Origin of the sequence: Mesonia aestuariivivens (assembly GCF_019311235.1) — a bacterium.
Classification (GTDB): Bacteria; Bacteroidota; Bacteroidia; order Flavobacteriales; family Flavobacteriaceae; genus Mesonia; species Mesonia aestuariivivens.
The window spans coordinates 125,312-149,629 of the sequence record NZ_JAHWDF010000005.1; the positions used below are offsets into that span (position 1 = coordinate 125,312).

Annotated in this window: 18 protein-coding genes; 7 read left to right on the forward strand and 11 right to left on the reverse strand. The window is 31.1% G+C overall.

The annotated features are described in order from the left end of the window. The first annotated feature begins 64 nt into the window (after positions 1-64). The gene (locus tag KW502_RS06365; RefSeq protein WP_219039702.1) at positions 65-2,434 is read left to right on the forward strand and encodes a GAF domain-containing protein; all 2,370 of its coding nucleotides are present in this window, start codon (positions 65-67) and stop codon (positions 2,432-2,434) included. On the opposite strand, the gene KW502_RS06370 is transcribed toward KW502_RS06365, so the two are convergent. Beyond that, entirely contained in the window at positions 2,426-3,610 is a 1,185-nt protein-coding gene (locus tag KW502_RS06370) for a Pycsar system effector family protein (protein WP_219039703.1), read from the reverse strand. The genes KW502_RS06365 and KW502_RS06370 overlap by 9 nt on opposite strands. 69 nt (positions 3,611-3,679) lie before the next feature. Here KW502_RS06370 and KW502_RS06375 point away from each other — a divergent pair, with 69 nt between their 5' ends. Continuing rightward, on the forward strand, positions 3,680-7,414 hold the full coding sequence (locus KW502_RS06375) for a metallophosphoesterase (RefSeq protein ID WP_219039704.1): 3,735 nt from the start codon (positions 3,680-3,682) through the stop codon (positions 7,412-7,414). Between the two features lie 86 nt (positions 7,415-7,500). On the opposite strand, the gene KW502_RS06380 is transcribed toward KW502_RS06375, so the two are convergent. After that, a complete protein-coding gene (locus KW502_RS06380; protein WP_219039705.1) occupies positions 7,501-10,215 on the reverse strand; it encodes a choice-of-anchor I family protein in 2,715 nt (904 codons plus the stop codon). Between the two features lie 267 nt (positions 10,216-10,482). Between KW502_RS06380 and KW502_RS06385 the strand changes: the two genes are divergently transcribed. Genes KW502_RS06385 through KW502_RS06395 form a run of 3 tightly spaced genes read left to right on the forward strand, consistent with a single transcriptional unit; the run spans position 10,483 to position 12,924 of the window. Next, a complete protein-coding gene (locus KW502_RS06385) occupies positions 10,483-11,826 on the forward strand; it encodes a 2TM domain-containing protein (RefSeq protein WP_255554137.1) in 1,344 nt (447 codons plus the stop codon). A 16-nt stretch (positions 11,827-11,842) separates the two neighbouring features. Then, positions 11,843-12,148, forward strand: a complete 306-nt coding sequence (locus KW502_RS06390) for a 2TM domain-containing protein (protein ID WP_219039706.1) — start codon at positions 11,843-11,845, stop codon at positions 12,146-12,148. A 14-nt stretch (positions 12,149-12,162) separates the two neighbouring features. Further along, positions 12,163-12,924, forward strand: coding sequence for a LytR/AlgR family response regulator transcription factor (locus KW502_RS06395; protein ID WP_219039707.1), 762 nt, complete (start codon positions 12,163-12,165; stop codon positions 12,922-12,924). Between the two features lie 50 nt (positions 12,925-12,974). Here KW502_RS06395 and KW502_RS06400 read toward each other — a convergent pair whose 3' ends face one another. From KW502_RS06400 to KW502_RS06430, 7 genes are all read right to left on the reverse strand, one after another. Continuing rightward, positions 12,975-13,499: a T9SS type A sorting domain-containing protein gene (locus KW502_RS06400; RefSeq protein WP_219039708.1), complete on the reverse strand. Its 525-nt coding sequence runs from the start codon at positions 13,497-13,499 to the stop codon at positions 12,975-12,977. A 60-nt stretch (positions 13,500-13,559) separates the two neighbouring features. After that, the gene (locus tag KW502_RS15745) at positions 13,560-13,955 is read right to left on the reverse strand and encodes an NIDO-like domain-containing protein (protein WP_500793352.1); all 396 of its coding nucleotides are present in this window, start codon (positions 13,953-13,955) and stop codon (positions 13,560-13,562) included. Between the two features lie 50 nt (positions 13,956-14,005). Next, on the reverse strand, positions 14,006-15,199 hold the full coding sequence (locus tag KW502_RS06410) for an LETM1-related biofilm-associated protein (RefSeq protein WP_219039710.1): 1,194 nt from the start codon (positions 15,197-15,199) through the stop codon (positions 14,006-14,008). Between the two features lie 279 nt (positions 15,200-15,478). After that, on the reverse strand, positions 15,479-16,288 hold the full coding sequence (locus KW502_RS06415; RefSeq protein WP_219039711.1) for an anti-sigma factor: 810 nt from the start codon (positions 16,286-16,288) through the stop codon (positions 15,479-15,481). A 3-nt stretch (positions 16,289-16,291) separates the two neighbouring features. Further along, the gene (locus KW502_RS06420; protein ID WP_219039712.1) at positions 16,292-16,828 is read right to left on the reverse strand and encodes an RNA polymerase sigma factor; all 537 of its coding nucleotides are present in this window, start codon (positions 16,826-16,828) and stop codon (positions 16,292-16,294) included. Positions 16,829-16,932: 104 nt separating this feature from the next. Beyond that, positions 16,933-17,754: a hypothetical protein gene (locus tag KW502_RS06425; protein ID WP_219039713.1), complete on the reverse strand. Its 822-nt coding sequence runs from the start codon at positions 17,752-17,754 to the stop codon at positions 16,933-16,935. Positions 17,755-17,842: 88 nt separating this feature from the next. Further along, a complete protein-coding gene (locus KW502_RS06430) occupies positions 17,843-18,709 on the reverse strand; it encodes a diacylglycerol/lipid kinase family protein (RefSeq protein ID WP_219039714.1) in 867 nt (288 codons plus the stop codon). 69 nt (positions 18,710-18,778) lie between these two features. Here KW502_RS06430 and KW502_RS06435 point away from each other — a divergent pair, with 69 nt between their 5' ends. Then, positions 18,779-19,741, forward strand: a complete 963-nt coding sequence (locus KW502_RS06435; protein WP_219039715.1) for an App1 family protein phosphatidate phosphatase — start codon at positions 18,779-18,781, stop codon at positions 19,739-19,741. 49 nt (positions 19,742-19,790) lie between these two features. On the opposite strand, the gene KW502_RS06440 is transcribed toward KW502_RS06435, so the two are convergent. Continuing rightward, a complete protein-coding gene (locus tag KW502_RS06440; protein WP_219039716.1) occupies positions 19,791-20,075 on the reverse strand; it encodes a YtxH domain-containing protein in 285 nt (94 codons plus the stop codon). A 123-nt stretch (positions 20,076-20,198) separates the two neighbouring features. Continuing rightward, on the reverse strand, positions 20,199-22,406 hold the full coding sequence (locus KW502_RS06445; RefSeq protein ID WP_219039717.1) for a bifunctional alpha,alpha-trehalose-phosphate synthase (UDP-forming)/trehalose-phosphatase: 2,208 nt from the start codon (positions 22,404-22,406) through the stop codon (positions 20,199-20,201). Between the two features lie 83 nt (positions 22,407-22,489). Here KW502_RS06445 and KW502_RS06450 point away from each other — a divergent pair, with 83 nt between their 5' ends. After that, positions 22,490-24,298, forward strand: coding sequence for a glycoside hydrolase family 15 protein (locus KW502_RS06450; protein ID WP_219039718.1), 1,809 nt, complete (start codon positions 22,490-22,492; stop codon positions 24,296-24,298). Positions 24,299-24,318 lie beyond the last annotated feature (20 nt).

The window sequence follows — 24,318 nt, forward strand, 5'->3', positions numbered from 1 at the left end:
CTTTATTATTCATTATCTTTGTTCTTTGTTTAAAAGTTATCTTGTTTTATAAAGTGAATTTGCGATGAAGAATCAAAAGAAGGACTTTCCCTTTGATATATATGTTAGTTTTAAAAAAGTGATTTCAACTTATCGTGAACGTGCGAAAGTTGAAAAAAGCCCTATAGCTAAAAGTTACTTAGACAGTGTTTTAAAATATATAGAAGATTATCCTAAATTAGAAACTGGTTTAAAAAGTGAAAAAGAAGTTTTATCACATTTAGAACCTATAAAAATCTTGTTGGACGATTTATTCCCCAATATTCTTACGAATAATGAAATTAAAGCAGCATCTATACCGCATCAAAATTTACTTTTCAATAAAACTGAACGACTAAAAGAGATCATAAGAAAAGCGGGTAGTGATTACGAATTAAAAATTAGAAATTTTACCCAAGAAACAGATTATGTGTTCGGTTGTATATTAATCTTGAACAACTATTACGGCTACGATATAGATTTTACACGTCCTTTTTATTATGATATTCCAGATGAAAATGGAATTATGCGTCATTATAGAATCGCAGTAAATGCAGATTTTATTGAATTTGAAAAAACAAAAGCTGCCATAGATATTTCTGAAGATGATGTAGACTTACTCTTACAAGACACCAATAATATAGAGTTATGGCGAGAAAAATTCCCTCCATTAAGCTATATTTTTAAGGGATTCATTATCGTGAATTTAACCGATGTAACCATTGATGATGGTATATCAGATTTAAAAACCGAATTATTAAAAAATAATTTACCAAAAGAAAATAAATTAGACGGAATTACAGAAATTTTTAGATCTATTTATGGGAGTCCAGATTTAAACGTTGGTCTTACTATGTTTGATAGAAAAAAGACTGGTATGTTTAAAATGAATAATAGTGAGATTGAAAGCTTTATTCTCGATGAAGAAAAAGAGGTAGCGTGTCAAAATGCATTTTGTAAAGAGGCTTATTCAACCCTAATTGATAATCAAAATTATTTTTCTATTTCTAATGTAGATGCTTACCACAAAAAGCATCCCGATAGTTTGTTAAGTAAAAATTTAAAAGATAAAGGAATAAAAAGTTGCATTTTCGCGCCCATAGCTCAAAATGGAGAATTATTAGCTTTTTTAGAGCTGGTTTCTTACAAAAAAAATGAATTAAACAGTATAAATTCTATAAAACTAGAAGATGTAGTACCCTATATTGTAACGGCTTTAGAAAGAAATAATACAGATTTTGAAAATAGGGTAAAGGCAGTTATACAAAGTGAATGTACTTCTATCCATCCAAGTGTATTATGGGTTTTTGAAGAAGAAGCGAGAAGGTTTATTAGAGATTTAGAGAAAGATGGTGTTTCTTCCTTTAGAGATATAGCCTTTAAAGATGTTTTTCCTCTATATGGGCAAATTGATATTGTAGGTTCTTCAGATGAAAGAAACAAAGCTATACAAGAAGATTTATTGAAACATTTAAAAATGATCAATAAAATTATAGAGCATGCTTACGAAGAAGAAGCGCTGCCAATTTATGAGCAAGTAAAATTTAGAATAGAAGAATTTAAAAAAAACTTAAAAGAAAATTTAACTGCCTCTAGTGAACAGAAAATCATCAATTTTATTCATAAAGAAGTAAACCCAATGATTGAGCATTTTAAAACTAAATCTAAAGTTTTAAAGCGAATGATTAATCAATACAGTTCTTGTATAGATAACGATACAGGAGTTATTTACGACCAACGTAGAAATTATGATGATACCGTACAACGAATTAATAGAACACTAGCTAGGTATATAGATAGAAAGCAAGAAGAAGCACAAAAAATATTTCCGCATTATTTTGAAAGGTATAAAACAGACGGTGTAGATCACAATATTTATATAGGTGAGTCTATGACTAAAAATAAAAAATTTAGTCGCGTATATTTACATAACATTCGTTTATGGCAGATTCAAGTGGTTTGTGAAATGGAAAATAAATTTTACCATATTCAAGAAAATATGCCACTAAAGCTAGATGCGGCTTCTCTCATATTGGTATTTAGCTCCACTTTATCTATTCGTTACCGAATGGATGAGAAAAAATTTGATGTTGATGGTACGTATAATGCACGTTATGAAATTATCAAAAAGCGTATAGATAAAGCTTACGTAAAAAATACCGAAGAAAGAGTTACTCAAAAAGGTAAAATATCAATTATATATTCTCAAAAGGCAGACGAAAGAGAATATCTAAAATACATAGACTATCTACAAAAAAAGAACTACCTCGGTGAAGAAGTAGAACTTTTAGAGTTAGAAGATGTTCAGGGAGTTGTGGGTCTAAAAGCGATTCGAGTAGAAGTACTTTACCATAAAAATAAAGACTCTAAAGAAAAAACGTTGACTTATGAAAATTTAATGGAAGAATTACATTAACCAAAATGCAATTACAAAACTAATTACAGATATAATAATCCCCGTCATAAAGATGGTGTAAGTCCATCTTAAAATTTTATATTTTCTATTCAATACAATTCCTAGCAAATATAAATCTTTCGTAAGGGCTTCATAAACATAATCTTTATCTTTTAAAATTTCATTAATAGCCCAGTGGTATTGATCAAATTCCATCTGATGAAAATTACCAAAAAATAGCACATTTACTTCTCGATTTTTTACCTGCTCTTTAGTGAATTGACCCGAAGTTACATTTGGCTTAGTAGACATAATTGAAAGTACAATCGAAGCCACGCAAAAGCAAACCATAATTAAGGTAGGGATCATTAAGTGTCTGTTAGAAGCCGCATCTAATTTAGGAATAATATTGGCGAGTGCTAAAGAAATAATAATTGCGTTTACAGATAATAAAATGTTGGCTTTGGTATCTGCAATATCACTTAGTTTAATATGATTTCTAAGAGTAGTACGATACAAAGTTTGAATACTACGCTCTGGATTATCGTTTTTATACCTAGCTTTAAGTTTAGCTTTAGCTTCTTCCTTTTCGTATTTCTTTTTGAGTTTTTTCTGACTTTCCAGCAGACTTAAAAGATTTTCATCTTTTTTGGGTTTCCAGTTTTCTACCGCATAATCGCTATAAAATTTATGATACTCAGTAAACATTTTAATATTTTCTTCTATCCATTCATTGGGAGTAAAATATTTAATGTTATGTAATTTAAGCTCTTGCCTTAAAAACTCTGTTGTATCTTCAAAATAATCTTTAGCTAGATGAGAAGCATCTGCATCTTTTATAATTTCTTCAAGATTATTTTCTGGTTCTACTCCTTGTTTTGTGGCAAGAATACATTTTTCTACTTGGTTAATAATCTCTTGGTCAACTTGATTATCAGTAAGAAATTCTCTTGCAATTTTTACACTTTCTTTTTCGTGACCAGTTATTTTTTTTGTGTAACCAGTATCGTGAAGCCAGGCAGAGAGCAGTAATACCTCTTCTTCTTTAACATTAATTTGAGAATTTTCAATTAATTCTTTAGTACTTTTAACCACACGTTGTGTGTGATTATAGTTGTGATAGATAAAGGTATTAGGCAGTTTCTCTTTAAAAAGTTTCATGACAAAATTGTCTGCCTTCTCAATAATGTTTTCCATAACTACTGGTTAGTTGCTGTTAAATGACCATCGCCAAATTAGTAAAAAATCAATCATTCATTAGATTATATGAAGAAAAATAACATACTTCTAACAATTACCTCTGTATTAATGTTATCTGCTTGTGCGACTTTTGAGCCCAAAATTAATAAAGATTATCCACAAGATGCTATCGTTTATCCTAATGATAAAAAATTAGATAAGCGGTTTTTTTTAATTGGTGATGCGGGTTATTCTCAGCCAGGAGGTTCTTCTGCTGGTTTACAAGCATTCAAGTCGTTTTTAGATTCTTCAGAAACAAAAAATACATACACTGTTTTTTTAGGAGATAATATTTATCCTGCTGGGATGCCTGCAGAAGGAGCTCCTCTTCGAAAACAATCAGAATACCGTATAGATGCACAAATTGATGCTTTAGAAGATTATGAGGGTAAGATTTTATTTATACCGGGTAATCATGATTGGTACGATCAAGGTATAGATGGAGTCAAAGAGCAAGCAGATTATATTATTGACCGTACCCAACAAGAAGATGTTTGGGCGCCAACTCCAGGTTGTGGATTAGAAATTAGAGATTTGAGTGATGATCTAACAATGATTATTATTGATTCTCAATGGTATTTAGAAGATTGGGATAAAAACCCAACCATCAATGATAATTGTTCTGAGATAAAAACTAGAGAAGCATTGTTTCTCGAGATTGAAACAGAATTAAAGAAGAGTCAAAATAAAAATGTGATTATTGCAGTGCATCATCCTATGTATACCAATGGGGTTCATGGTGGGAATTATCATTTCAATAGACATTTGTATCCTTCTCAAAAGAAAATACCAATGCCAATATTGGGTTCTTTGGCGATGCTAATAAGAACTACGGGCGGAGTTTCTATTCAAGATGCTCAAAATGAACAGTACAAATCTTTTAGAGATCGTTTAGAAACAATAGCAAAAGATTATAATAGAGTTACTTTTATTTCTGGTCATGAACATAATATGCAATATGTTTTACACGATGGTTTACATCAAATAATTTCGGGAGCGGGTTCTAAAAATTCTTTTGCTAGTTTACGTAATGATGGCGTTTTTGCCTATCCTGGACAGGGTTTCGCAATTTACGATGTGTTTAAAGATAAATCTACTTGGGTACGTTTTTATGGTTCAGAAAATAATAAGCCTAAATTACTGTTTCAAACTCAAGTTTTTACAGAAGAGAAAATTCCAAATTTAGATACCATTCCATCCCCAACCATTTTACCAAAAGAAGTAGAGGTTTCTATATATCATGAAGACGCAACCGATAAAGGAGATCTTTATAAAAGCCTATGGGGAGATCATTACCGAGAACTTTATGGTAAAAAAATAAAAGTAAAAGTAGCCTTGTTAGATACACTCTATGGTGGTTTAAAAGTTATACGAGAAGGTGGTGGTCACCAAACAAGATCTATTAGAGTAGAAGATAGTTTGGGAAGAGACTACAATATTAGAGCGCTAAAAAAGAGTGCAGTTCAATTTTTACAAACCGTTGCTTTTAAAGACCAATCTATAGAGAAGAAGTTTGAAAATACCTTAGCCGAAGAAGCTGTAGAAGATTTTTATACCGCTTCACATCCTTATGCGTTTATGGCAATTCCTAAATTAAGTGAAGCTGCCGGAATTTATCATACCAATCCTAAAATTATTTATCTACCACAACAGAAAGCTTTAGGCAAATACAATGAAGCCTACGGAAATGATGTATATATGATTGTAGAACGACCTGAAGACGATTGGATGGGAACAGATATTTTTGGAAATCCTAATCACGATATTCAAAGTACTGCCGGTATGTTTGATAGGTTAAGAAGAGATGAAAAATATCGGGTAGACGAAACGGCATATATTAAAGCCAGAATTTTTGATATGTTGGTAGGCGATTGGGATAGGCATAACGATCAATGGCGCTGGGCTGAGTTCGAAAATGAAGATGGAAAACGTATTTTTAAACCTATACCAAGAGATCGAGATCAAGTATTTTCAAATTTTGATGGTGCTTTCTTCGGAACTTTAAAAGGGCTAGCTGGAATGGCCAAACAATTTGGTAAATATGATAAAGATATAGATGATGTCGCTTGGTTTAATACCGCTGCAATTGGCCTTGATCGTTCAATTATTCAAAATAAAGGAAAAGAAACTTGGATAGAAGAAGCAAAGTACCTTCAAGAACACATTACAGATCAGGTAATACAAGAGGCATTTAATGATTTACCCGAAGAGGTGCGTAAAGATGAATCTACAGAAAAAATAAAAAAATTGCTAAAAGAGAGAAGAGAAAATATTGTAAATATAGCAGAACGCTATTATCAACACCTTTCTAAATTAGCAATTGTCACAGCTACAGATAAAGACGATTTTATAGATGTTATTCGTTTGCCAAATGGCGAGACAAACCTTAAAATTTATAGAAATAAAAATGGAAAAAGAGCATCTTTATTTGTAGATAAAACATATACAAAAAACGAAACTAAAGAAATTTGGATTTACGGTTTAGATGATGATGATACGTATACAGTAACAGGAGAGAAAACCAATAAGAATATATTTATTCGATTAATAGGTGGGCAAAACAATGATATTTATAAAATAGAAAACCCTAAGCGATTAAAAATATACGAGCATAAATCTAAGCCCAATACTTTTGATGACGCTCAAAATGCTAAGATTAGACTATCAGATAACTACGAACAAAACTTTTACGATAAGAATAAAAAAATATATTCAACAAATGTAATTCTACCAGGTATAGGGTATAATCCAGATGATGGTTTAAAATTAGGCGTTCAAGATGTTTATAGTCATTACGGATTTAAAAGAGATCCCTACACGTACCAACATCGTATAAAAGCAGGCTATTATTTTGCAACCAATGGTTTTGATTTTCACTACAACGCTAGATTTGCCAGAATTGTAGGTAAATATAGTTTAAGCGTTGGATGGTGGTTTACGAGCCCTAATTTTGCTCAAAATTATTTTGGTTTAGGTAACCGAAGTAGAAACGAAAATAGACACAATAATCGTGATTTCGATTTTAATCGCGTTAAAATTAGTAAAGTTGGTGGGAGTGTAGGTTTAGTAAGAGAAAGTCCTTTCGGAAGTTATTTTGGTTATACTGCTTCATTTGAATCTGTAGAAGTAGAGCAAACTAATAATAGATTTATAAATCAAGATTTTAGCAATAATGCAGCTATTTTTGATAGACAATACTTTTTAGGTTTAGATGCAACTTACCGTTATGAAAGTTACGACGATGTACTAAACCCAACCAACGGAATGAAGTTTCAGCTGAGTGTTGGCGGAAAAATGAATACCAAGCAAACAGAAAACTTTTATGGCTATATAAAACCTACTCTAGAATTTTATAATGCATTAACCACAAACAGAAAATGGGTTTTGCGTAGTGCTGTAAATTCTCAAATAAATATAGGAGATGATTTTGAATTTTATCAGGGTGCTAATCTAGGAGGCGCCACCGGCTTACGTGGTTATAGAAATGAACGTTTTATAGGTGAATCTTCATTTGCTACTTCAGCAGATATTAGATATACATTAGGCGATTTTAAAACTTCATTTTTACCTTTTGAATTCGGAATTTTTGGTGGTGGAGATGTTGGTCGCGTTTGGTTAGATGGTGAAAATAGTAAGCAATGGCATAACGATATTGGCGGCGGTATTTGGGTAAATAGTGCCGAAGCCATTAACGGAACCTTTAATTTATTTGCAGGTGATGATGGTTTGCGTTTTAGTTTTGGATTTGGGTTTAGGTTTTAAGAGAGAAAGGAATAATAAAAAAAGAGGTCGTCTAATTAGTTTTAGACGACCTCTTTTTATAATTAAACTTTATTGGAATGTCTAGTTTAATTAATTACTAATTTTTGAATTTGACCATTAGCATTTTGTACTAAATAAGTTCCAGAGTTTAATGTGCTTACATTAATGTGAGTAGCTTGTAATTCTTCTTGTAACTTTCTTCCCTGAATATCAAAAAGTTTATAATCTGTAGGAGCGTTAAAGAAAACTCTTCCAGAAGTTGCTGGGTTTGGATAAATTACAAAATTGTTTTTATTCATTTTAAAATTATCGGTAGACAGTACGTTGTTTTCTAAGGTGTAAACACTAATTGTAGCACTCACTTCATTAGCAATAACAATTAGACCTTTTCCTTCAGTGTTATCTTCAGGAGCGACATAAACCAAACTTTCTGGAGCTAAATCTCCTAAGTTTTCAATTTCATCTTCTCCAGGAGTAACGCTTCTATTATTATAATATCCATCAAAAACAGGAGCGTTAGGATTAGTTATATCGTAAACCATAAAACCTCCTACACGTTCTAAAGCGATAAATGCATAAAAAGCGCCATCTATTTCTTCAACAATAACCGCTTCTGGTTCTGGACCTTTATTGTCGCTACGGTTTTTTAATTCATTTTCATCGTCGGTAGCGTTAAAAATAGAATTGTAAACAGGATCTTCTTTAATAATTCTTTCAAAGTCAGAACCGCTATCATAAACCTGAGTTCCTGTAGCTGCATCGTAAATACTGAAAGATCTTCCACCAAATGCATAAAGTTCTTCATACTCACCATCATTATCGATATCGCCTAAGGTATTGGTAAATGTTAACTTTCCTAAGTTTTCTTCAATTTCTAAAAAAGACTGATTAGCGAAAACACTTGAGTCTAATACTAAATCTTCTAAATCTACTTCTTCTTCATAAGTATCATATTCTCTTGCATCGCCTTCGTTAGCGGTTACGTAATACGAAGTTCCGTTTACGGTGTAACTTGCGATGGCATCTGGCATATACATTCCGTATATTGGCCAATTTGACATAAAAATAAAGTCTTGCTTGTTAGAAGTATCTAATGCATTTTCAGTTAAGCTATGGTCTTTGTAACCCAATGACCAAATATCTGTAATTTCAAGATTTACTAAATCGATTACAGCAATTGCATTGTTTTCTTGTAACGTTACCCAAGCAGTTTGGCTATCTGAAGCTATAGTTATGTATTCTGGCTCTAAATCTTGAGAAACAGTTGAGTTAGGTCCAAAAATTCTAATGTCATCAGCTTTTAATTGCGTTTCTTGTGTATCGAATGCGTTAAAATTTAAACTCGTTAAATTAGCTTGCGTAAGATTAGCCACGCCACCAGTTAAGTCGATCACAGAGATTGTACCTTCAGGATCTACAGAATAATCATCATTTGGTTCCCCTTCATTAGCCACTAATAATTTTGTACCATCGGGAGAAAAAATAACCATGTCAGGTAGAGCACCTACTTCTAATGTAGAAAGTATAACACCATCGGTATCCATAAAAACTACGGTTCCGTTTAAAGTTTCATCTGATGGAACTGCCGTCGCGGCAACCACATTGTTATGATAGGCTACACTCGTACCAGATTCTCCGTAAGTAGAAAGATCGATTGTTGAAATTGAAGTAATATTTAGCGGATTACTAAAGTCTAAAATTTCTACAGAAGCATTTCCACTATTCATTACAAATAACCTTTCTGTAGTTGCATCGTGAGCAACAATTTCAGATCCAGGATTATTACCTTCAATAGCGTAACTTGCACCAAAAGTAATTCCTAAGTTTTCTTGAGCTAATGGAGCGTGTATTTCATCATCTAAAATATAAATTACACTTACAGTATCTTCTCCTAATTCAGCATTCATAGCATTGGTTAACTCTAAAGCTAATAGTGTATCTGGCTCAGCATCTGTATTATCAGGAATAGTAATAGTAATGGTTTGCGAAGTACTTCCTGTAGCAGTAAAGGTTAAAGTTTCTTCGGTATAAGAGTAATGTTGATTGGCAACCGCAGTACTTTCTGCAGTTAAGATCGAAACATCTACCGTAGCATCTGAAGCAGGAACATTAGAGATTTTAACTGTTAATGTAATAGATGCTGCATCTTCATTTACGCTCACGTAAGCTTCATCAAAATTAATTTCTTCTAAAGCTTGTTGTGGCGTAAAGCTACCAAATGCAACCAATTGGTTAAGTTGTGTACCTCCGTTACAAGTACCTTCATCCTCTAAAGCATTTAAAGCTCCAAATGTCCAGTTACTAACATCGAAATTACCAGCGTTAGCGGTTTCACCATCATTTCTTAAATAAAATGAATCAGTATGCTCCCAAGCGGTGTTAGAGCCATCGACATTTTCTTCTCCAAATCGGTCGATCACGTTTGAATTATTATCTACAAGCTGAAAAGCATCATCACCGTTAGAACTAATAGATGCATTTTCGATAATATTAGTTTGAGTTCCAAATTCGGTTTCAAAAATAGTTGGCTCGTTAGTGATGTATGCAAAATCATCGGTGATAGTTCCCAAATCACTAATATCAATGCTGGTACTATACCCGCTATTATCATTGCCACCTCCATTGGATTGTCTTGCTAAATTCCAACCTGTAAAATCGATCGTTCCGTTCACGTAAATCTCTATTGCTCTACCTTCTGCTGAGGGACAAGGAGAGTCTACATATCCCGTAATTAGAGCTTCTTGAGCAAATGATGCTAAAGAAATAAATACAAAAAGTGCAGCTAAGTAAATTTTTTTCATAAATCTAACTATTAGTTTTTAATTGCATTTAAAATTAGTATTTACATAACAGAAGTGTTTCAACTAAAAATTAACTAAGCTTTAATTTTAAGGGGGTATTGAGTGTTTTTATGGCTAATGTTAATGTTTCAGAAACATTTACTTAACACTTATATTTTTATTAATTGTATAAAAAATACAATTCGGATCTTAAATGTGACAATTCAGTAAACTCTATTTTCATGAGGTTTACTTTTAAATGATATTTGTCATATAAATTAATACCCCATGAACATAAAACATTTAAAAATATTATTTAGAATCTCTATAGCGGTTACGCTAATACTTGTATTGATAGAATATGTTTTTAATGGTGCAAATATTGCTTCTTTTCATTGGAAAAAAGTATTAGTGCAATTTTCATATTCATTTTTAATCACACTGTTCAACTTTATTTATTTTGTTTGGCTTGAAAAAAAATATGATTGGAAAACTGAAAGTAAAAAGCGATATGTTATTGGAGTCGTCGGTTCTACCATAGTTACTTTATTTGCGTTTTTAAGCTGTAGAATAATCCATTTGGTAATTATAGAAAATAGCTATACGCTCAATGAGTTTATAGAAAATGAATCGATAAAAAATTACTTTTTCCCCTTTCTACTATCATTAATTATGAGTCTTTTTCTTCATGCTTTTTATTTTTACAAGGCCATGCAAGAAAGCAAAGTTACCGAGCAAAAATTAATAGCAGGACACGCTTCAGCAAAATTTGACGCTTTAAAAAATCAATTAGATCCGCATTTTCTGTTTAATAGTTTAAATGTGCTTACTTCGTTAATTGAAGAAAATCCAGGTCAAGCTCAAAATTTTACTACTTCATTATCTAAAGTTTATCGTTACGTACTTGAGCAGAAAAACAAAGAATTAGTCACAGTTGAAGATGAATTAACGTTTGCAAAACGCTATGTTGGTTTACTAAAGATGAGGTTTGAAAACAGTATTACTTATCATTTTCCTAAAAAAATAAGTAATCCTGAGGCTAAGATTATTCCTTTATCCTTACAATTACTGTTAGAGAATGCGGTAAAACATAATGTGGTTTCAGAAGAGAATCCTTTACACATTTCAATTTTTGAAGAAGATGGCTGTTTGGTGGTGAAAAATAACTTACAAACTAAAAATGTAATGGGGGAGAGTTCTGGTTACGGTTTACTAAATATTCAACAACGTTATGGATTACTAACATCTAGAAAAGTCAAAATAGAAAAGAGTAAAACTACTTTTCAAGTGAAATTACCCATATTAACCAAACAATTAAGTTACCTAAAACAACAACCAAAAATGAATATACATATGAAAGATTACGAGAAATTAGATCGCGCTAGAGAAATGGTTAAGAAACAAAAAGATTTTTATTCAAGCTTAACTTCTTATATGATTGTCATTCCGTTTTTAGCATTTATCAATTGGTTTACCATGGGCTTTGGTTTTCCTTGGTTTTTATTTGCGGCTGCAGGTTGGGGAATAGGCTTAATATTTCAATACATGGAGGCTTTCGATAGAAACCCGTTCTTTTCTAAAGATTGGGAAAAAAGAAAGATTAAGCAATTTATGGATGAAGATAAATTTTAAATAAAAATTATAAATTATGGAAATTTCTACTAAAGAAAAACGCTATTTTGAAGCTAAAAAGCGAGTAAAAGATTTGAGAGATTTTTATGCTCATCTTACTATTTATATAATCATAAATGGTTTTTTAGCGTTCTTAAATTTTAGAAACGGTTTTGATACTTATCCTTGGATGCTGTGGTCTTTAGCTGGCTGGGGAATCGGACTTTTATTTAATGCCGCTCACGCATTTAGAATAAATCCTGGTTTTAGTAAAGATTGGGAAGAGCGAAAAATAAAACAGTTTATGGAAGAAGAGCAAACACAGCAACAGCGTTGGGAATAATTTAATCGAATATAATGAGAACAATTATAATTGAAGACGAAAAACCATCTGCCAGACGTTTAGAGCGTATGCTTAATAAATTAGAGGTCCCTGTAGAAAAGTTTTTACATTCAGTAAACGATTCTATACAATGGCTTTTAGAAAATGAGCAACCCGATTTAATTTTTCTAGATATACAATTAAGCGACGGACTTTCATTCGAAATTTTCGAAGAAATAGATATTGAAAGTGCCATTATTTTTACCACCGCCTACGACGAATATGCATTAAAAGCTTTTAAACTTAATAGTGTAGATTATTTATTAAAGCCTATAGATGAAAATGAATTAGCGACAGCACTTGAAAAATATAAATCTAAATTTGCTGCGACAAATGAAATAAATACCAATTTAGCAGAATTGAAAAAACTATTGGGAGCAGAAAAGCCTTATAAAAGTTACAAGAAGCGCTTTACGGTAAAAGTAGGTCAGCATCTAAAAATGTTCCCAGTCGATCAAATAGAATGTTTTTACAGTGAGAATAAAGGCACTTATTTTTATACAAAAGATAGCAGAAGCTACTTGTTAGAAACAACTTTAGAAAATTTGGAAGAAGAGCTTAATCCTGAGAAATTTTATCGTGTAAGCCGTAAATTTTTTGTGAATATAAATGCGATTGCAGATATGGTAAATTACACGAACAGCCGTTTAAAAGTGAAACTAAACCATTTTAACGAGCAAGAAATTATTGTAGCTCGAGAACGTGTGAAAGATTTTAAAGAATGGTTAGGAAATTAAAAAGCATTAGCAAACTAATGCTTTTTAATTTTTTTATAAGTTAGATACAATTATTTTTTGATGAATTTTTCCATCGCTTTAGAATTTTCGTTGCTTAACTCAAGAAAATAAAGCCCTGAAGCTAAATTAGAAATTTCAATTTTATCTAGTAATTCACCTTTAGCGATTCTTTTTCCCAAACGATCGTAAATTGCATATTCTAAAAATTTAAGTTCAGTATGTATAGCAATAAAATTTTCAGAAGGATTAGGGTAGATTTTAAAAGTATTCAAATTAATTTTATCTAAAGACATCGTAGAATTTGGAGTAAATCTATAAACAGTCCCTGTAGACGGTACACCAGTTAAATTTCCAGCTTCATTACTATCTTCTTCCTCAGGTAAAACCTCTGTTACTATTGGTGCGTCTGCATTGCCACTTAATAGATAAGCAGGTGTATTAAAACTATCTGTAGAGTCATTATAAGAAGGAGCAAAAAATATAAAAGGTCCGTTTTCCCCTTCAAATATTAATGACGGATCTACGATATTAGAATCTCCATATCTATATTCAATTTTGCCATCATTTTCATACAACCATAATTGAAGGTTGATATAATCTGAAGGTGAACCATCCCTGAATCCTGCATTGTTAAATTATAATTTAAAAATTCTATCACCAACACTACCTTCAGTAACATAAGAAATATTAGATAAAGAGTTATTTACACTTCCCCTATCTACCAAATCTGTATTCTCAGAAAGTACATTTAATAGGACTTTATAATTATTGTCATCATTATCATCAGAAATTGAGGCATCATCAGTAATATAAATTGTAGAAACTACTTTACCTGCGATTTCAAAATCAAATCCAATAGGAATCGTATATTCAGGATCGTCCCAAAACACTCCATTATTTAAGGATGTACTATTGCTTATATCTGTATAATTTTCATTAAAAGCCGAAAAATAGTACGTATAATCATCTTGAGCTCGGCCAATAAATGTTATTAAAAAGAAGATTAAAAGTAGCGTATTTTTTTTTATTATATATGTTTAATGGTTAGGTGATAAATTTAATCTAAAAGTTGTAATAATTTCTATTTTTTTATTCTATTTTCATTAAAAGAAGAGGGTAGAAGTTGCGGTATAAATTTAATAAGAATAGGTAATAAGATGCTGCCGCCAGGTAAAATAAAAATAGCTAATGAAGGTATAGTTTTACAAATATCGAGCAGTTGTTCTTTTACCTTATGTTTTTCTTCTTCAGATAGATCTTTGTGAGTAGACTTAGAAAGTAACATGACCAATTCTTTACTTTCAAAAATCTCTTTTAGCAATCTATTTTTATTTCTTAAGATGAGCACTTTTACCATTCTATTGGTGTTTTTATAAAAGTGCTGTATAGCATTTGTATAATTAAAATAGGAAATTTCGTTTTTATGTTGTTTTAAAAACAGAAGCATTTGAGTTATATTTTCATCTACTTCTTTAGCAGAAAAATGAAGTTGATTACCTAATTTTTCGATAAATGCATATTCTTTCTTTTCAATTTCTTCATCACTATAAATAGTAATAGAAGCTAAATCTAAAATAAATTTTCGCTCTAAATGCGAGTTGAAGCTTTCAAAATTTATTGTTTCAAAAGGTTGATTCTGTGGCTGTATTTTGTGATAACGTAAAGAACTTTCTAAAAGCTTAACGACTAAGTTTTCATATTTATCTTTAGTCGTTTTTTTCTGAAATGCTAAAATCACTACGTTAGTAATTAAGCTTTCCAAATTGGTTAGGTAGTTTTTAGGGTGTTTTTGATGAATCAAGTATTCATTAAATGCTAAAACATCTAAAAAAAGTAAGGCATTTGTAATTAAATGACTAAAATTTTTTTGAAAAAAAGAATCATTAATTTGTATGCGATGCTGAATTATTTTCTCTAAAGTTTCTTCTGGTTTAGATTTAAAGAATGTAAATCTACCTTTCCAAGTCGTTTCTTTTTCAAGTAATTTATAAAACTGAATACATTGCTGAGTAAATTCTTCTCTATTTGCACTTTTAAAGTTTGAATAATATACATAAGCCAAAGCATCAAATAGGTTAATTTTAGTGAGTTCTTCTAAAGTCCATTTAATTTTTAGCGGATGAGAATAACTTAATGTTTTGGTGCTATGTGCATAAATAAAGCCAGTTTGTTGTAATTGTAAATAGAAGCTTTTTTTAGAAAATGCTTTATCCAAAACTTGCTTTTGCAGTGCAGGAAAGTGTTTATTAATCCAACCGGTAGATGACGGATTCATTTTTTATAGCTATTAATTACTTGGTAAAATTATTTAATTCAGGAACGAATAAAAAATCGAAAGCTTAAATTTCTAAAAATAAAAACCAAGCTGGCTTTATATTCGTATGTATTGGTGAAGTTAATATTTATTATACTTCACACGAGTGGAGAAGAAAATTGCTATGAAAATTTAGTTTTTTAACTTTTACTCAAAATGGTTTTTTAAGTTTTTTGTTAGTTGTTAAAAGCCTGCTCAATACTATTGAACAGGCTTTTTTAATTTTGCTTATCTAAATTTTTAAGAATTTTTAATTACCCCTAAAGTATAGAGTTGCTCCATTGTCGGGGTTTTGCTTCCTCCTTTAGGTTCTAATGTAATCCCGAAAGCTTGAGAAGAATTTGGATTTTCTAAGATGAAAATTTTGTTTTCATCTTCATTAAAATTAGAAAGTAAACCAATACTTGTTGGTGTTAAAGGCTCTAAAGTAAGCGACCATACTTGATACTCTTTACCTTGTGGTGGTTTAGGTAAATCTTTAGCATCTACATAAACTTGTTTGTTTTTTTCATCCCAATGAATTGCAGCATAAGCCGTTGGTGCCACATCTTGCCCAGCTAAAGGAACACTTATAATATCTTTATTTCTAAAGACATTGAGTAATTCTTTGGTCTTTTTGGCATTGTTTTGTGCATCGTCAATTTGTTCTTCTAGCTGTACATTGTTGGCGCTAACAGCGTTAATATTTTCACGTAGTTTATTACGTTGATTAATTACAGAAATTAAACCTATTAATAAAGCAATAGAGGCTGCCCAACTAATATAAAGCACAAGATTATTTTTCTTTTGTGAAGCGGGGTGCTCTCGTACTGTTGCAGTGTTGGTTTTATTTGTAATTTTTTGCTGTATACTAAAAAGTAAGGCTTCTGGGTTGTAAGGAGCTGCAGCAGTAGATAATTGGCTTAGTGCGTTTTCAATTTCTTCTACTTCTTTTAAAATTTCAGGGTGTTTCTTTAATTCAGTAGTTACCGCTATACTTTCTTGTTCAGGCAAAGCTCCATAGACATAAAGCTCTAAAATTCCCGAAGATATATATTCATTTAAATTCATCACTTAACTTGTTAAAATCTCACGTAATTTGTTCATACAATTTCTATTTCTAGTCTTAATAGTTCCCAAAGGCATATCTAATTCTTCAGAAGCTTCTGCCTGAGTAAATCCTTGAAAATAGAGGAGGTTGATAATTTTTTTACAGTAAGGCTTTAAAACATTAATGTATTTTTTAATTCCAATAGCGTCTACTTTGCTAGATAAGCTCGTTTTCTCTTCGATAATATCTACGAAATATTCTGTTGTTAAGTTTTTTTGTTTGTTTTTATAAGCTTTAGATCTTGTTTTATCTATAGCCGCGTTTCTTGCAATGTTAAGTATCCACGTAAAAAACCTCCCTTTAGAAGAGTTATATTTTTCGGCGTTATTCCAAATTTTAATAAAAACATCTTGAAGAATTTCTTCGGCTAGATGTTTATCATGTATGATACTATTAATTATCCCAAAAGTACTCTCTGAATAACGTTCGTAAATTCGCTCAAATGCTTTTGGATTTTTAGCTTGAAGTTCAGCAATTAGTCCGTCGGGTTGTTCTTGCATAGAATATTGGTTAGTCTGCTTATAAATTTATGAAAATTAATTGATTGTACAACATAAAAAAAGCTGCCAATTGGCAGCTTTAATAATTTATATAAAGAAAGAAGTTATTCTTCTAAAGTTACGGTTCTGGTTACTGGATTAAATGGACTTTCAACTAAATTACCATCTTTATCTAAAAGTTCTAATTTAATTGTGTTTTCTCCCATAGGAAGACCTTCAATCACTTTAGGTTCCCAAGTATCTAGCATAAATTCTTGGTCGTTTATGGTAGCTTTTACTTTGTTTCCTGAAGCAGAAAGATCTGTATTTAATAAGAAAAAGTCTAACATTACTTTTTCTGTATCTTTACCAGTATAAGTTCCTTTAGGTCTACTGTAGATCATATGAGGTTTAGTAATATCTACATTTCCTAGCTCATCATCTTTTGCATCACCAATGGTTAATTTTTTTACTACAAATGAATTTGCATTTTTAACAGATTCATGGTAAGAACGTGATAAGAAAGCGACAAGTAAGTGATTACCAGGCTCAATATCTTTATTGAAATTAGGTTCGTAATGAGCAGAATAAGGATCATTATCCATAATAAAATGGATGTGTTGACCTTTACCTGAATTAGCCATCATTTTTTCTTTAGCTCCTTCAGTTTGTACTCCTAAATCATAATTTTTTACATCAAACTCAAATTTAACTTGTTTACCATCGGTCAACATTTCTTTTTTAGGCTCAATTAAGCTTAAGCTTGAATTTTCGTAAGCAGGAGAGTTTTCTAATGGAGATAGAGTGATTTCTTTTGCTTCCATTTCAGAAGTTTCTTCTGTCTTGGTCTCATTATCCATGTCTTTTTCAGCTTCTTTTTTATTTTCTTTACAAGAAGTTGCTGCAATTACCATTGCAGAAGCTATTATTAAACTTATTTTCTTCATAACTTGGTTTGGTTTTTAAATTCTATGCTAATTTATTGTAGAGTTTTAACATAGCAAAGCATTTAAAATAAGCTTAACATCTAAGTTTTTATTTCTTAGTATATGCAATTTCTAAAGCTTTAGGTAGCATATGAGCTTTAACTTTTTTTAATTTTTGGCAATATTCTCCATCTATTTGAAAATCAATAGGGGTGTTCGTTTCAATAGTAACTTCAGTGACATGAATACATTCAACAAAATCACTTGAGAGTTCACTTTTTGTATTTAATGTTTTTAAAATTTCAATGAGATCTAATTTTTTAAAAATTAAAATTTCAAAAAGACCATCATCCATTTTCCCATTTGGATTCACTACGGCTCCAGTACCAAATTTTTTACTGTTAGCTAAAGCGAGCATAATACCTTTCTTGGTAAAACTTTCTTTTGGTGTTGTGATTTTAAACTCATAAGGACCTTTACTTTGAAATAGAGTAGTAATGCTATTTATGGCATAACCTAGTTTACCGCGTAGAGAACTACTCTCAAATTCTTTAATCAATTCTGCGTTTAAACCAAAATCACTAATATGTAGTCCTATCTCTTCATTAATCTGAATAGCATCTATTTTTCTGGTTTGTCCAAAAAGTGCAATTGGTATAAAATCTTTCGGGTTTTCAGGTAAATCTAAATCACTCGCCAGCCCATTAGCAGATCCTGCAGGTAAAATACCAATAGGTAATTGTTGGTCTTTCATAGCTTCGGCCACTAATTTAACCGTGCCATCACCACCAGCTATAATCACTCTATCAAAAGATTCTTTAGCTAGTTTTTGTTGAATTTTTTCAAGATCATTTTCACCTGTAGTTTTAAAAATGGTGTATTGGTGTTTATGATTCAACTCAGTTTTTACCATTTTTAATAAATGGCTTTTATCTTCGTTACCACTAATAGGATTAATGATGAATAAAAAATTCATAGTATAGCTTTATATGTCTTCAAAAATATCTATTTTTCAGCTTACATAACGTTATACTTTCTATAATTTATGAAACTTGATTTAAAAATTTACCGAAGTTATGCCAATGAACGAGAGATCGTGGTGATGGGGCATTTGTTTAAAAAACATGCTCCCGATGTTTTTGATCTCGATAAACGTTGGTATAAACATGCTTGGGCTGTAATTAGAATGTTTAGAATTAAAACGATATCTAATGCAGAAGTTATTTTTAAATTTAGAGGAAAAGAAATTACTACTAAAACTTTAGATGATGGTCACTTTAGATTAACAATTCCTTATCATGAGTCTATTGATAGTGGGTGGCATCAATTTACGATGGCGGTTGAGGTAGAAGGTAATAAAAAAGAAAAAAAAGGAGAGTTTGTAAAACCTTATCCTGGGGAGTATGGTGTGATAAGTGATATAGATGATACTTTTTTAATATCTCATTCTGGTAATTTATTTAAAAAGCTTTATGTGATGCTCACTAAAAACATCAATAAACGTACTGTGTTTGATGAAGCAGTAAATCATTATAAATTTTTAAATAGATTAGGAAGAGAAGATAAGTCTACCAATAACGCTTTTTTTTATGTAAGTAGTAGTGAATGGAATTTGTACAATTTTATTAGTCAGTTTGCCGAGCTAAATGAATTACCAAAAGCAGTTTTAAAACTGAAAAATATAAAGACTGGAATTGCTGATTTTTTATTTAGTGGTGGGGGAGATCACAATCATAAGTTTTATAAAATTAAACATTTAGTCGAATTTTATCCTGAATTAAGATTTATACTTTTAGGCGATGATTCGCAGAAAGACCCAGCTATTTATCAAAATATTGTAAAGATTTTTCCTGAGAATATAAGCACTATTTATATTCGCCAGACTGGTAAGAAAAAGAAAAATAACGTAAATAAAATTTTAAAGAATATAGCATCTATGGATGTGAAAGTATGTTATTTTGAAAATAGTGAACAAGCGATGATTCATTCAAAAGAAAATTTAAAATAAAAAAAAAGCCCAACCGTAAGGTTGAGCTCTTCTTAAAAAATTCTTTTTATTAGCTTGCCGCATTATGCAATTCAGCTTTTGCTTTATAACCAATTTCTTCACCTTTAGAGTCTGCAATTGCAGCATCTTTTCTAGCCTTAAGAGCTTCTAATTTATGTTCGATTGAATTCTTAACACCATCTAACTTTCCTTTAGCACCTTTCACATAATCATTACTAGTAGAAGCGATCTCTTTTCTAGTATCTGCTCCTTTTTTTGGGGCTAATAATATTCCAGCTGCAGCTCCTGCTAATGCTCCTGTAACAATCCCTATCAACACTTTTCCTGTTTTCATACTATTTATGGTTTTTAAATTAAACTTAGGTAAAAGTACATATAACATTAATTCACTAAATAAAAATATAGTTAAGCTTGATTTAAACTTTTTCAATTTTCCTTAAAGTTTTAACAGAATAATTTATCGTGCAAATGTTTCTAATAAATTTTTCACTTGTTCTGTATCTTCTACATAAAAACTAGCTTCTGTTTTTTGTAAACCTACCTTTACCGTAAAGGTTTTATCTGGCAATTCTCTAAACATATATTCATCTGTCCAATCGTCACCAATGGCAAAAATAAAATCAAAATCTTGGTTTAATTGTTTAGTAGCAGCCCGACCTTTATTAACACCACTATTTTTTATTTCAATAACTTTATTACCATTTAAAACACTTAAATCATGATTAGAAGTAAGGTCTTTGACCACACTAGAAAGTTCGTTTGCTCTTTGCCCACCTAATTGCGGATCTGATTTTCTATAGTGCCAAGCTAAAGAATAATTTTTCTCTTCTATAAATGTACCTGGTGTACGATCTACGAAAGACTCTAAAACGGGTCTTATGCTACTCATCCAGTTCTTATTTACATTTTCCGTGAGGTTCCAATCTCCTAATTTTTCTTTTAACCATAACCCGTGTTCAGCAATAAGTGTAACTTGTTCTTCTCCAAAATGTTTTTCTAAAAAGTCTTTATCACGACCACTAATAATTACGACTTCACAATTTTTAGCATTTAACTTTTCAATGGTAGTGAATAGTTCTGGGTTAGGAGCAACTAATTCTGGATCGTCATTAAAATCTACTAAAGTTCCATCAAAATCTAAAAATAAGATTTTCTTTTCAGCTTTATTAAATTGTGAAACAATGTCTTCTTGATTTGCAGTACTAATATATTTAGCTTTTTTAGAGATATGGTTTACTTTAGTACCTTCTAGCGCTTTCATGAATTCATCTGCCCATTTTTTAATATCATAGCGTTTTAATCTCTTCTGAATAATTTTATTCCTAGATTTTTGCTCTTTTAATGGCATCTCGTAGGCTTGCTTTAGCGCATCTGCAATTTGATCGTAATTATTAGGGTTAATAATTAAGGCTTCATTCATTTCGTGCGCAGCTCCCGCCATTTCACTTAAGATAAGCACTCCAGATAAATCTGTTCTTGTTGCAATGTATTCTTTGGCTACCAAATTCATTCCATCTCTACGTGGGGTAAGTAAGGCTATATCACAAGAGGTGTATAAATCTATTAAATTATCGAAAGGCATTGAGCGATAGAAATACCAAATAGGAGTCCAGCTTACCGTTGAAAATTTACCGTTTATTCTTCCAACCAGTTCATCTATTTCTCGTTTTAATTTTTGGTATTGTGGTACGTTAGAGCGTGAGGGTACGGCCAGCATAATTAAACGTACTTTTTCTTTAAATTCAGGATATTTTTCTAAGAAATGTTCAAAGGCTCTAATTCTATTGGCAATACCTTTGGTGTAATCTAAACGGTCTATCGATAAAATCATTTTTGATCCAGGGGTGGTATCTAAATGCTGATCTAATCTTACTTGAAGTTCTGATTTTTGATCTTGAGTTTTTTCAAAATGTTCTAACGCAGCGCTTTCAAATTTCTCATAATCTATTCCCATAGGGAAAGAGTCTACTTTTACAATTCTATTTTTAAGTGTAATCTCGTTAAATTGTGTTTCGTGTCTTAAAATTCTACTTACAGAACTTAAAAAGTGTCTTTCGTAATCGTAGGTATGAAAACCTAATAAATCTGCACCTAACATACCTTTTAATAAAGACTCACGCCATGGTAATGTTCTAAAAACTTCATAAGAAGGGAATGGTATATGCAAGAAGAAGCCTATCGTTACATTAGGTTTATTTTTTTTTATAATACCAGGAACTAATAATAATTGATAATCGTGTATCCAAACCGTATCACCATCATCAAGGTTTTCTAGTATTTTTTTAGCAAATTTTTCGTTTACTTTTTTATAGCCTTCCCATTGTTGTTCATCAAACTTGGTATATTCCATAAAATAATGAAATAACGGCCAAATGGTACGGTTACTAAATCCGTAATAATAATCGTCTAGCTCTTTTTCGGTAAGATTAATGGCTAGGCATTTTTCTTTTTCTGCTGCCGTGTTAATTTGTTGTTGAATTGCCGGGTTTACTTCTTCTTCTGTAAGGCCAGACCATCCAATCCAAAGACTATCACCTTCCTGATGTACCGATTTCATTCCAGTGGCAAGACCTCCAACACTAGGAGAAACTTTTACATCTTGTTCATTTTCAATAGAAATTTGAAGTGGTAAACGGTTAGAAACAATAATAGTTTTGTTTTTCATAGGTTAAATTTTAGTATTGGTTGTTTTTATTTTTTTAATTTACAGTTTTATATTTAAATGACCTTAAATACACATAAACTTTAATGAAAAATTTGGATTACGGAATTATAGGAAATTGTAAAAGTTCTGCGTTGGTATCTAAGACAGGATCTATAGACTGGTGTTGTTTACCTAATTTTAATTCAGATGCTATATTTGCTAAATTACTTGACCATGAGGAAGGTGGGAGTTTTAATTTAGTAACTGCCGAAGACTATGAAATTAAGCAAGAATATTTACCTAAAACAAATATTCTAGTAACCAGATTTACCGCAGAAGAAGGCTCTTTTGAAATTAGAGATTTTATGCCGCGTTATTTTAAAGAAGATGGTGATTCTCATGCGCCAGCAGAAATCGTACGTTGTATAGTGTTATTAGAAGGATCACCTAAGTTTAAAGTAGAGTACCGGCCAAGACCTGCATTTGCTAAAGAAAAGACAATTAGAAGAATAAAAGATGATTATATTAAAAGCCACACGATAGAAGGTAAATATGATTCTGTTTACTTATACTCAAACTTAGACTATCATGACATCTTAGAAGAAAAAGAAATCACTTTAGAAGAAGATGCCTTCTTTATAATGAGTTATCATGAAAAAATATTAAAACAAACAGTAGATAGAGCTTTTTTACAATACCATAGAACATATACATATTGGTTAAATTGGAGTGAGAAAACTACTTCTTACCGCTACTATAATAAAGAAATTTTAAGAAGTGCCCTAACTTTAAAAATGCTTACGTATGAAAAAAGTGGAGCGGTATTGGCGGCAGCAACGACCTCTTTGCCAGAAACTATAGGTGAAGTAAGAAACTGGGATTACCGTTTTTGTTGGATTCGAGATGCATCGATGGTCATTAAAGTAGTTTCAGAATTAGGTCACGTAAAATCTGCACAACGCTTTCTTCAATTTATTATCGATGTTATTCCAGATAAAGGTGATAAAATGCAAATTATGTATGGTATTAATGGAGAGAAAAATTTAACTGAACATATTCTAGATCACCTTAAAGGTTATAAAGGATCAAAACCTGTAAGAACTGGTAATGCTGCATATATCCAGAAACAAAACGATATTTTTGGAATTTTAATGGAAGTAATTTATCAACAATTTTTAAGGTTTGAAAATACCTTAGAAAATATTGAAGAATTATGGACTATTACCTGCGGAACTGTACATACGGTTCAAGAAAACTGGAAAGCACCCGATAAAGGAATTTGGGAATTAAGAACAGAAGATAGACACTTTACATTTTCTAAACTATTATGTTGGGTAGCGGTAGATAGAGCAATAAAAATAGGAGAACTTATTCATAAAAAATCTAATTTAGAACAGTGGAAAGCTACAAGAACAGAGATATTTAATGATATTTATGAAAATGCTTGGAATGAAGAAGTGCAAGCATATACACAATTTTACGGGTCTAAAGATTTAGATGCTTCTACTTTATTAATGGAAGATTATGGTTTTATAGAAGCTCAAGATCCTCGTTATATTAAAACCGTAGAAGCCACAGAACGTGAATTGCTTAAAGACGGATTAATGTATCGCTATAAAAATGAAGATGATTTTGGTGAGCCAAGTTCATCGTTTACTATTTGTAGTTTTTGGTTTATAAATAGCCTATTTAAAATAGGGAAGAAAGAGAAAGCCATAAAATTATTTAATAAACTACTCTCTTACAGTAACCATTTAGGATTATTTAGTGAAGATATAGATTTTGAAACTAAACGTTTGTTGGGTAATTTCCCTCAAGCTTATTCACATTTAGCACTAATAGAAACCGCTACCAACTTTTCTGGAGGAATTACAGAAGAAGAAGAGCTAGCTGAATTTATACATCATTTTTAGTAGAATTTAGAGGAGAAGTA

Excerpts from the sequence above, each read along its gene's own strand:
- KW502_RS06365 (WP_219039702.1), top strand. The coding sequence starts at position 65 with ATGAAGAATCAAAAGAAGGACTTTCCCTTTGATATATATGTTAGTTTT.
- KW502_RS06370 (WP_219039703.1), bottom strand. The coding sequence starts at position 3,610 with ATGGAAAACATTATTGAGAAGGCAGACAATTTTGTCATGAAACTTTTT.
- KW502_RS06375 (WP_219039704.1), top strand. The coding sequence starts at position 3,680 with ATGAAGAAAAATAACATACTTCTAACAATTACCTCTGTATTAATGTTA.
- KW502_RS06380 (WP_219039705.1), bottom strand. The coding sequence starts at position 10,215 with ATGAAAAAAATTTACTTAGCTGCACTTTTTGTATTTATTTCTTTAGCA.
- KW502_RS06385 (WP_255554137.1), top strand. The coding sequence starts at position 10,483 with ATGAACATAAAACATTTAAAAATATTATTTAGAATCTCTATAGCGGTT.
- KW502_RS06390 (WP_219039706.1), top strand. The coding sequence starts at position 11,843 with ATGGAAATTTCTACTAAAGAAAAACGCTATTTTGAAGCTAAAAAGCGA.
- KW502_RS06395 (WP_219039707.1), top strand. The coding sequence starts at position 12,163 with ATGAGAACAATTATAATTGAAGACGAAAAACCATCTGCCAGACGTTTA.
- KW502_RS06410 (WP_219039710.1), bottom strand. The coding sequence starts at position 15,199 with ATGAATCCGTCATCTACCGGTTGGATTAATAAACACTTTCCTGCACTG.
- KW502_RS06415 (WP_219039711.1), bottom strand. The coding sequence starts at position 16,288 with ATGAATTTAAATGAATATATATCTTCGGGAATTTTAGAGCTTTATGTC.
- KW502_RS06420 (WP_219039712.1), bottom strand. The coding sequence starts at position 16,828 with ATGCAAGAACAACCCGACGGACTAATTGCTGAACTTCAAGCTAAAAAT.
- KW502_RS06425 (WP_219039713.1), bottom strand. The coding sequence starts at position 17,754 with ATGAAGAAAATAAGTTTAATAATAGCTTCTGCAATGGTAATTGCAGCA.
- KW502_RS06430 (WP_219039714.1), bottom strand. The coding sequence starts at position 18,709 with ATGAATTTTTTATTCATCATTAATCCTATTAGTGGTAACGAAGATAAA.
- KW502_RS06435 (WP_219039715.1), top strand. The coding sequence starts at position 18,779 with ATGAAACTTGATTTAAAAATTTACCGAAGTTATGCCAATGAACGAGAG.
- KW502_RS06440 (WP_219039716.1), bottom strand. The coding sequence starts at position 20,075 with ATGAAAACAGGAAAAGTGTTGATAGGGATTGTTACAGGAGCATTAGCA.
- KW502_RS06445 (WP_219039717.1), bottom strand. The coding sequence starts at position 22,406 with ATGAAAAACAAAACTATTATTGTTTCTAACCGTTTACCACTTCAAATT.
- KW502_RS06450 (WP_219039718.1), top strand. The coding sequence starts at position 22,490 with ATGAAAAATTTGGATTACGGAATTATAGGAAATTGTAAAAGTTCTGCG.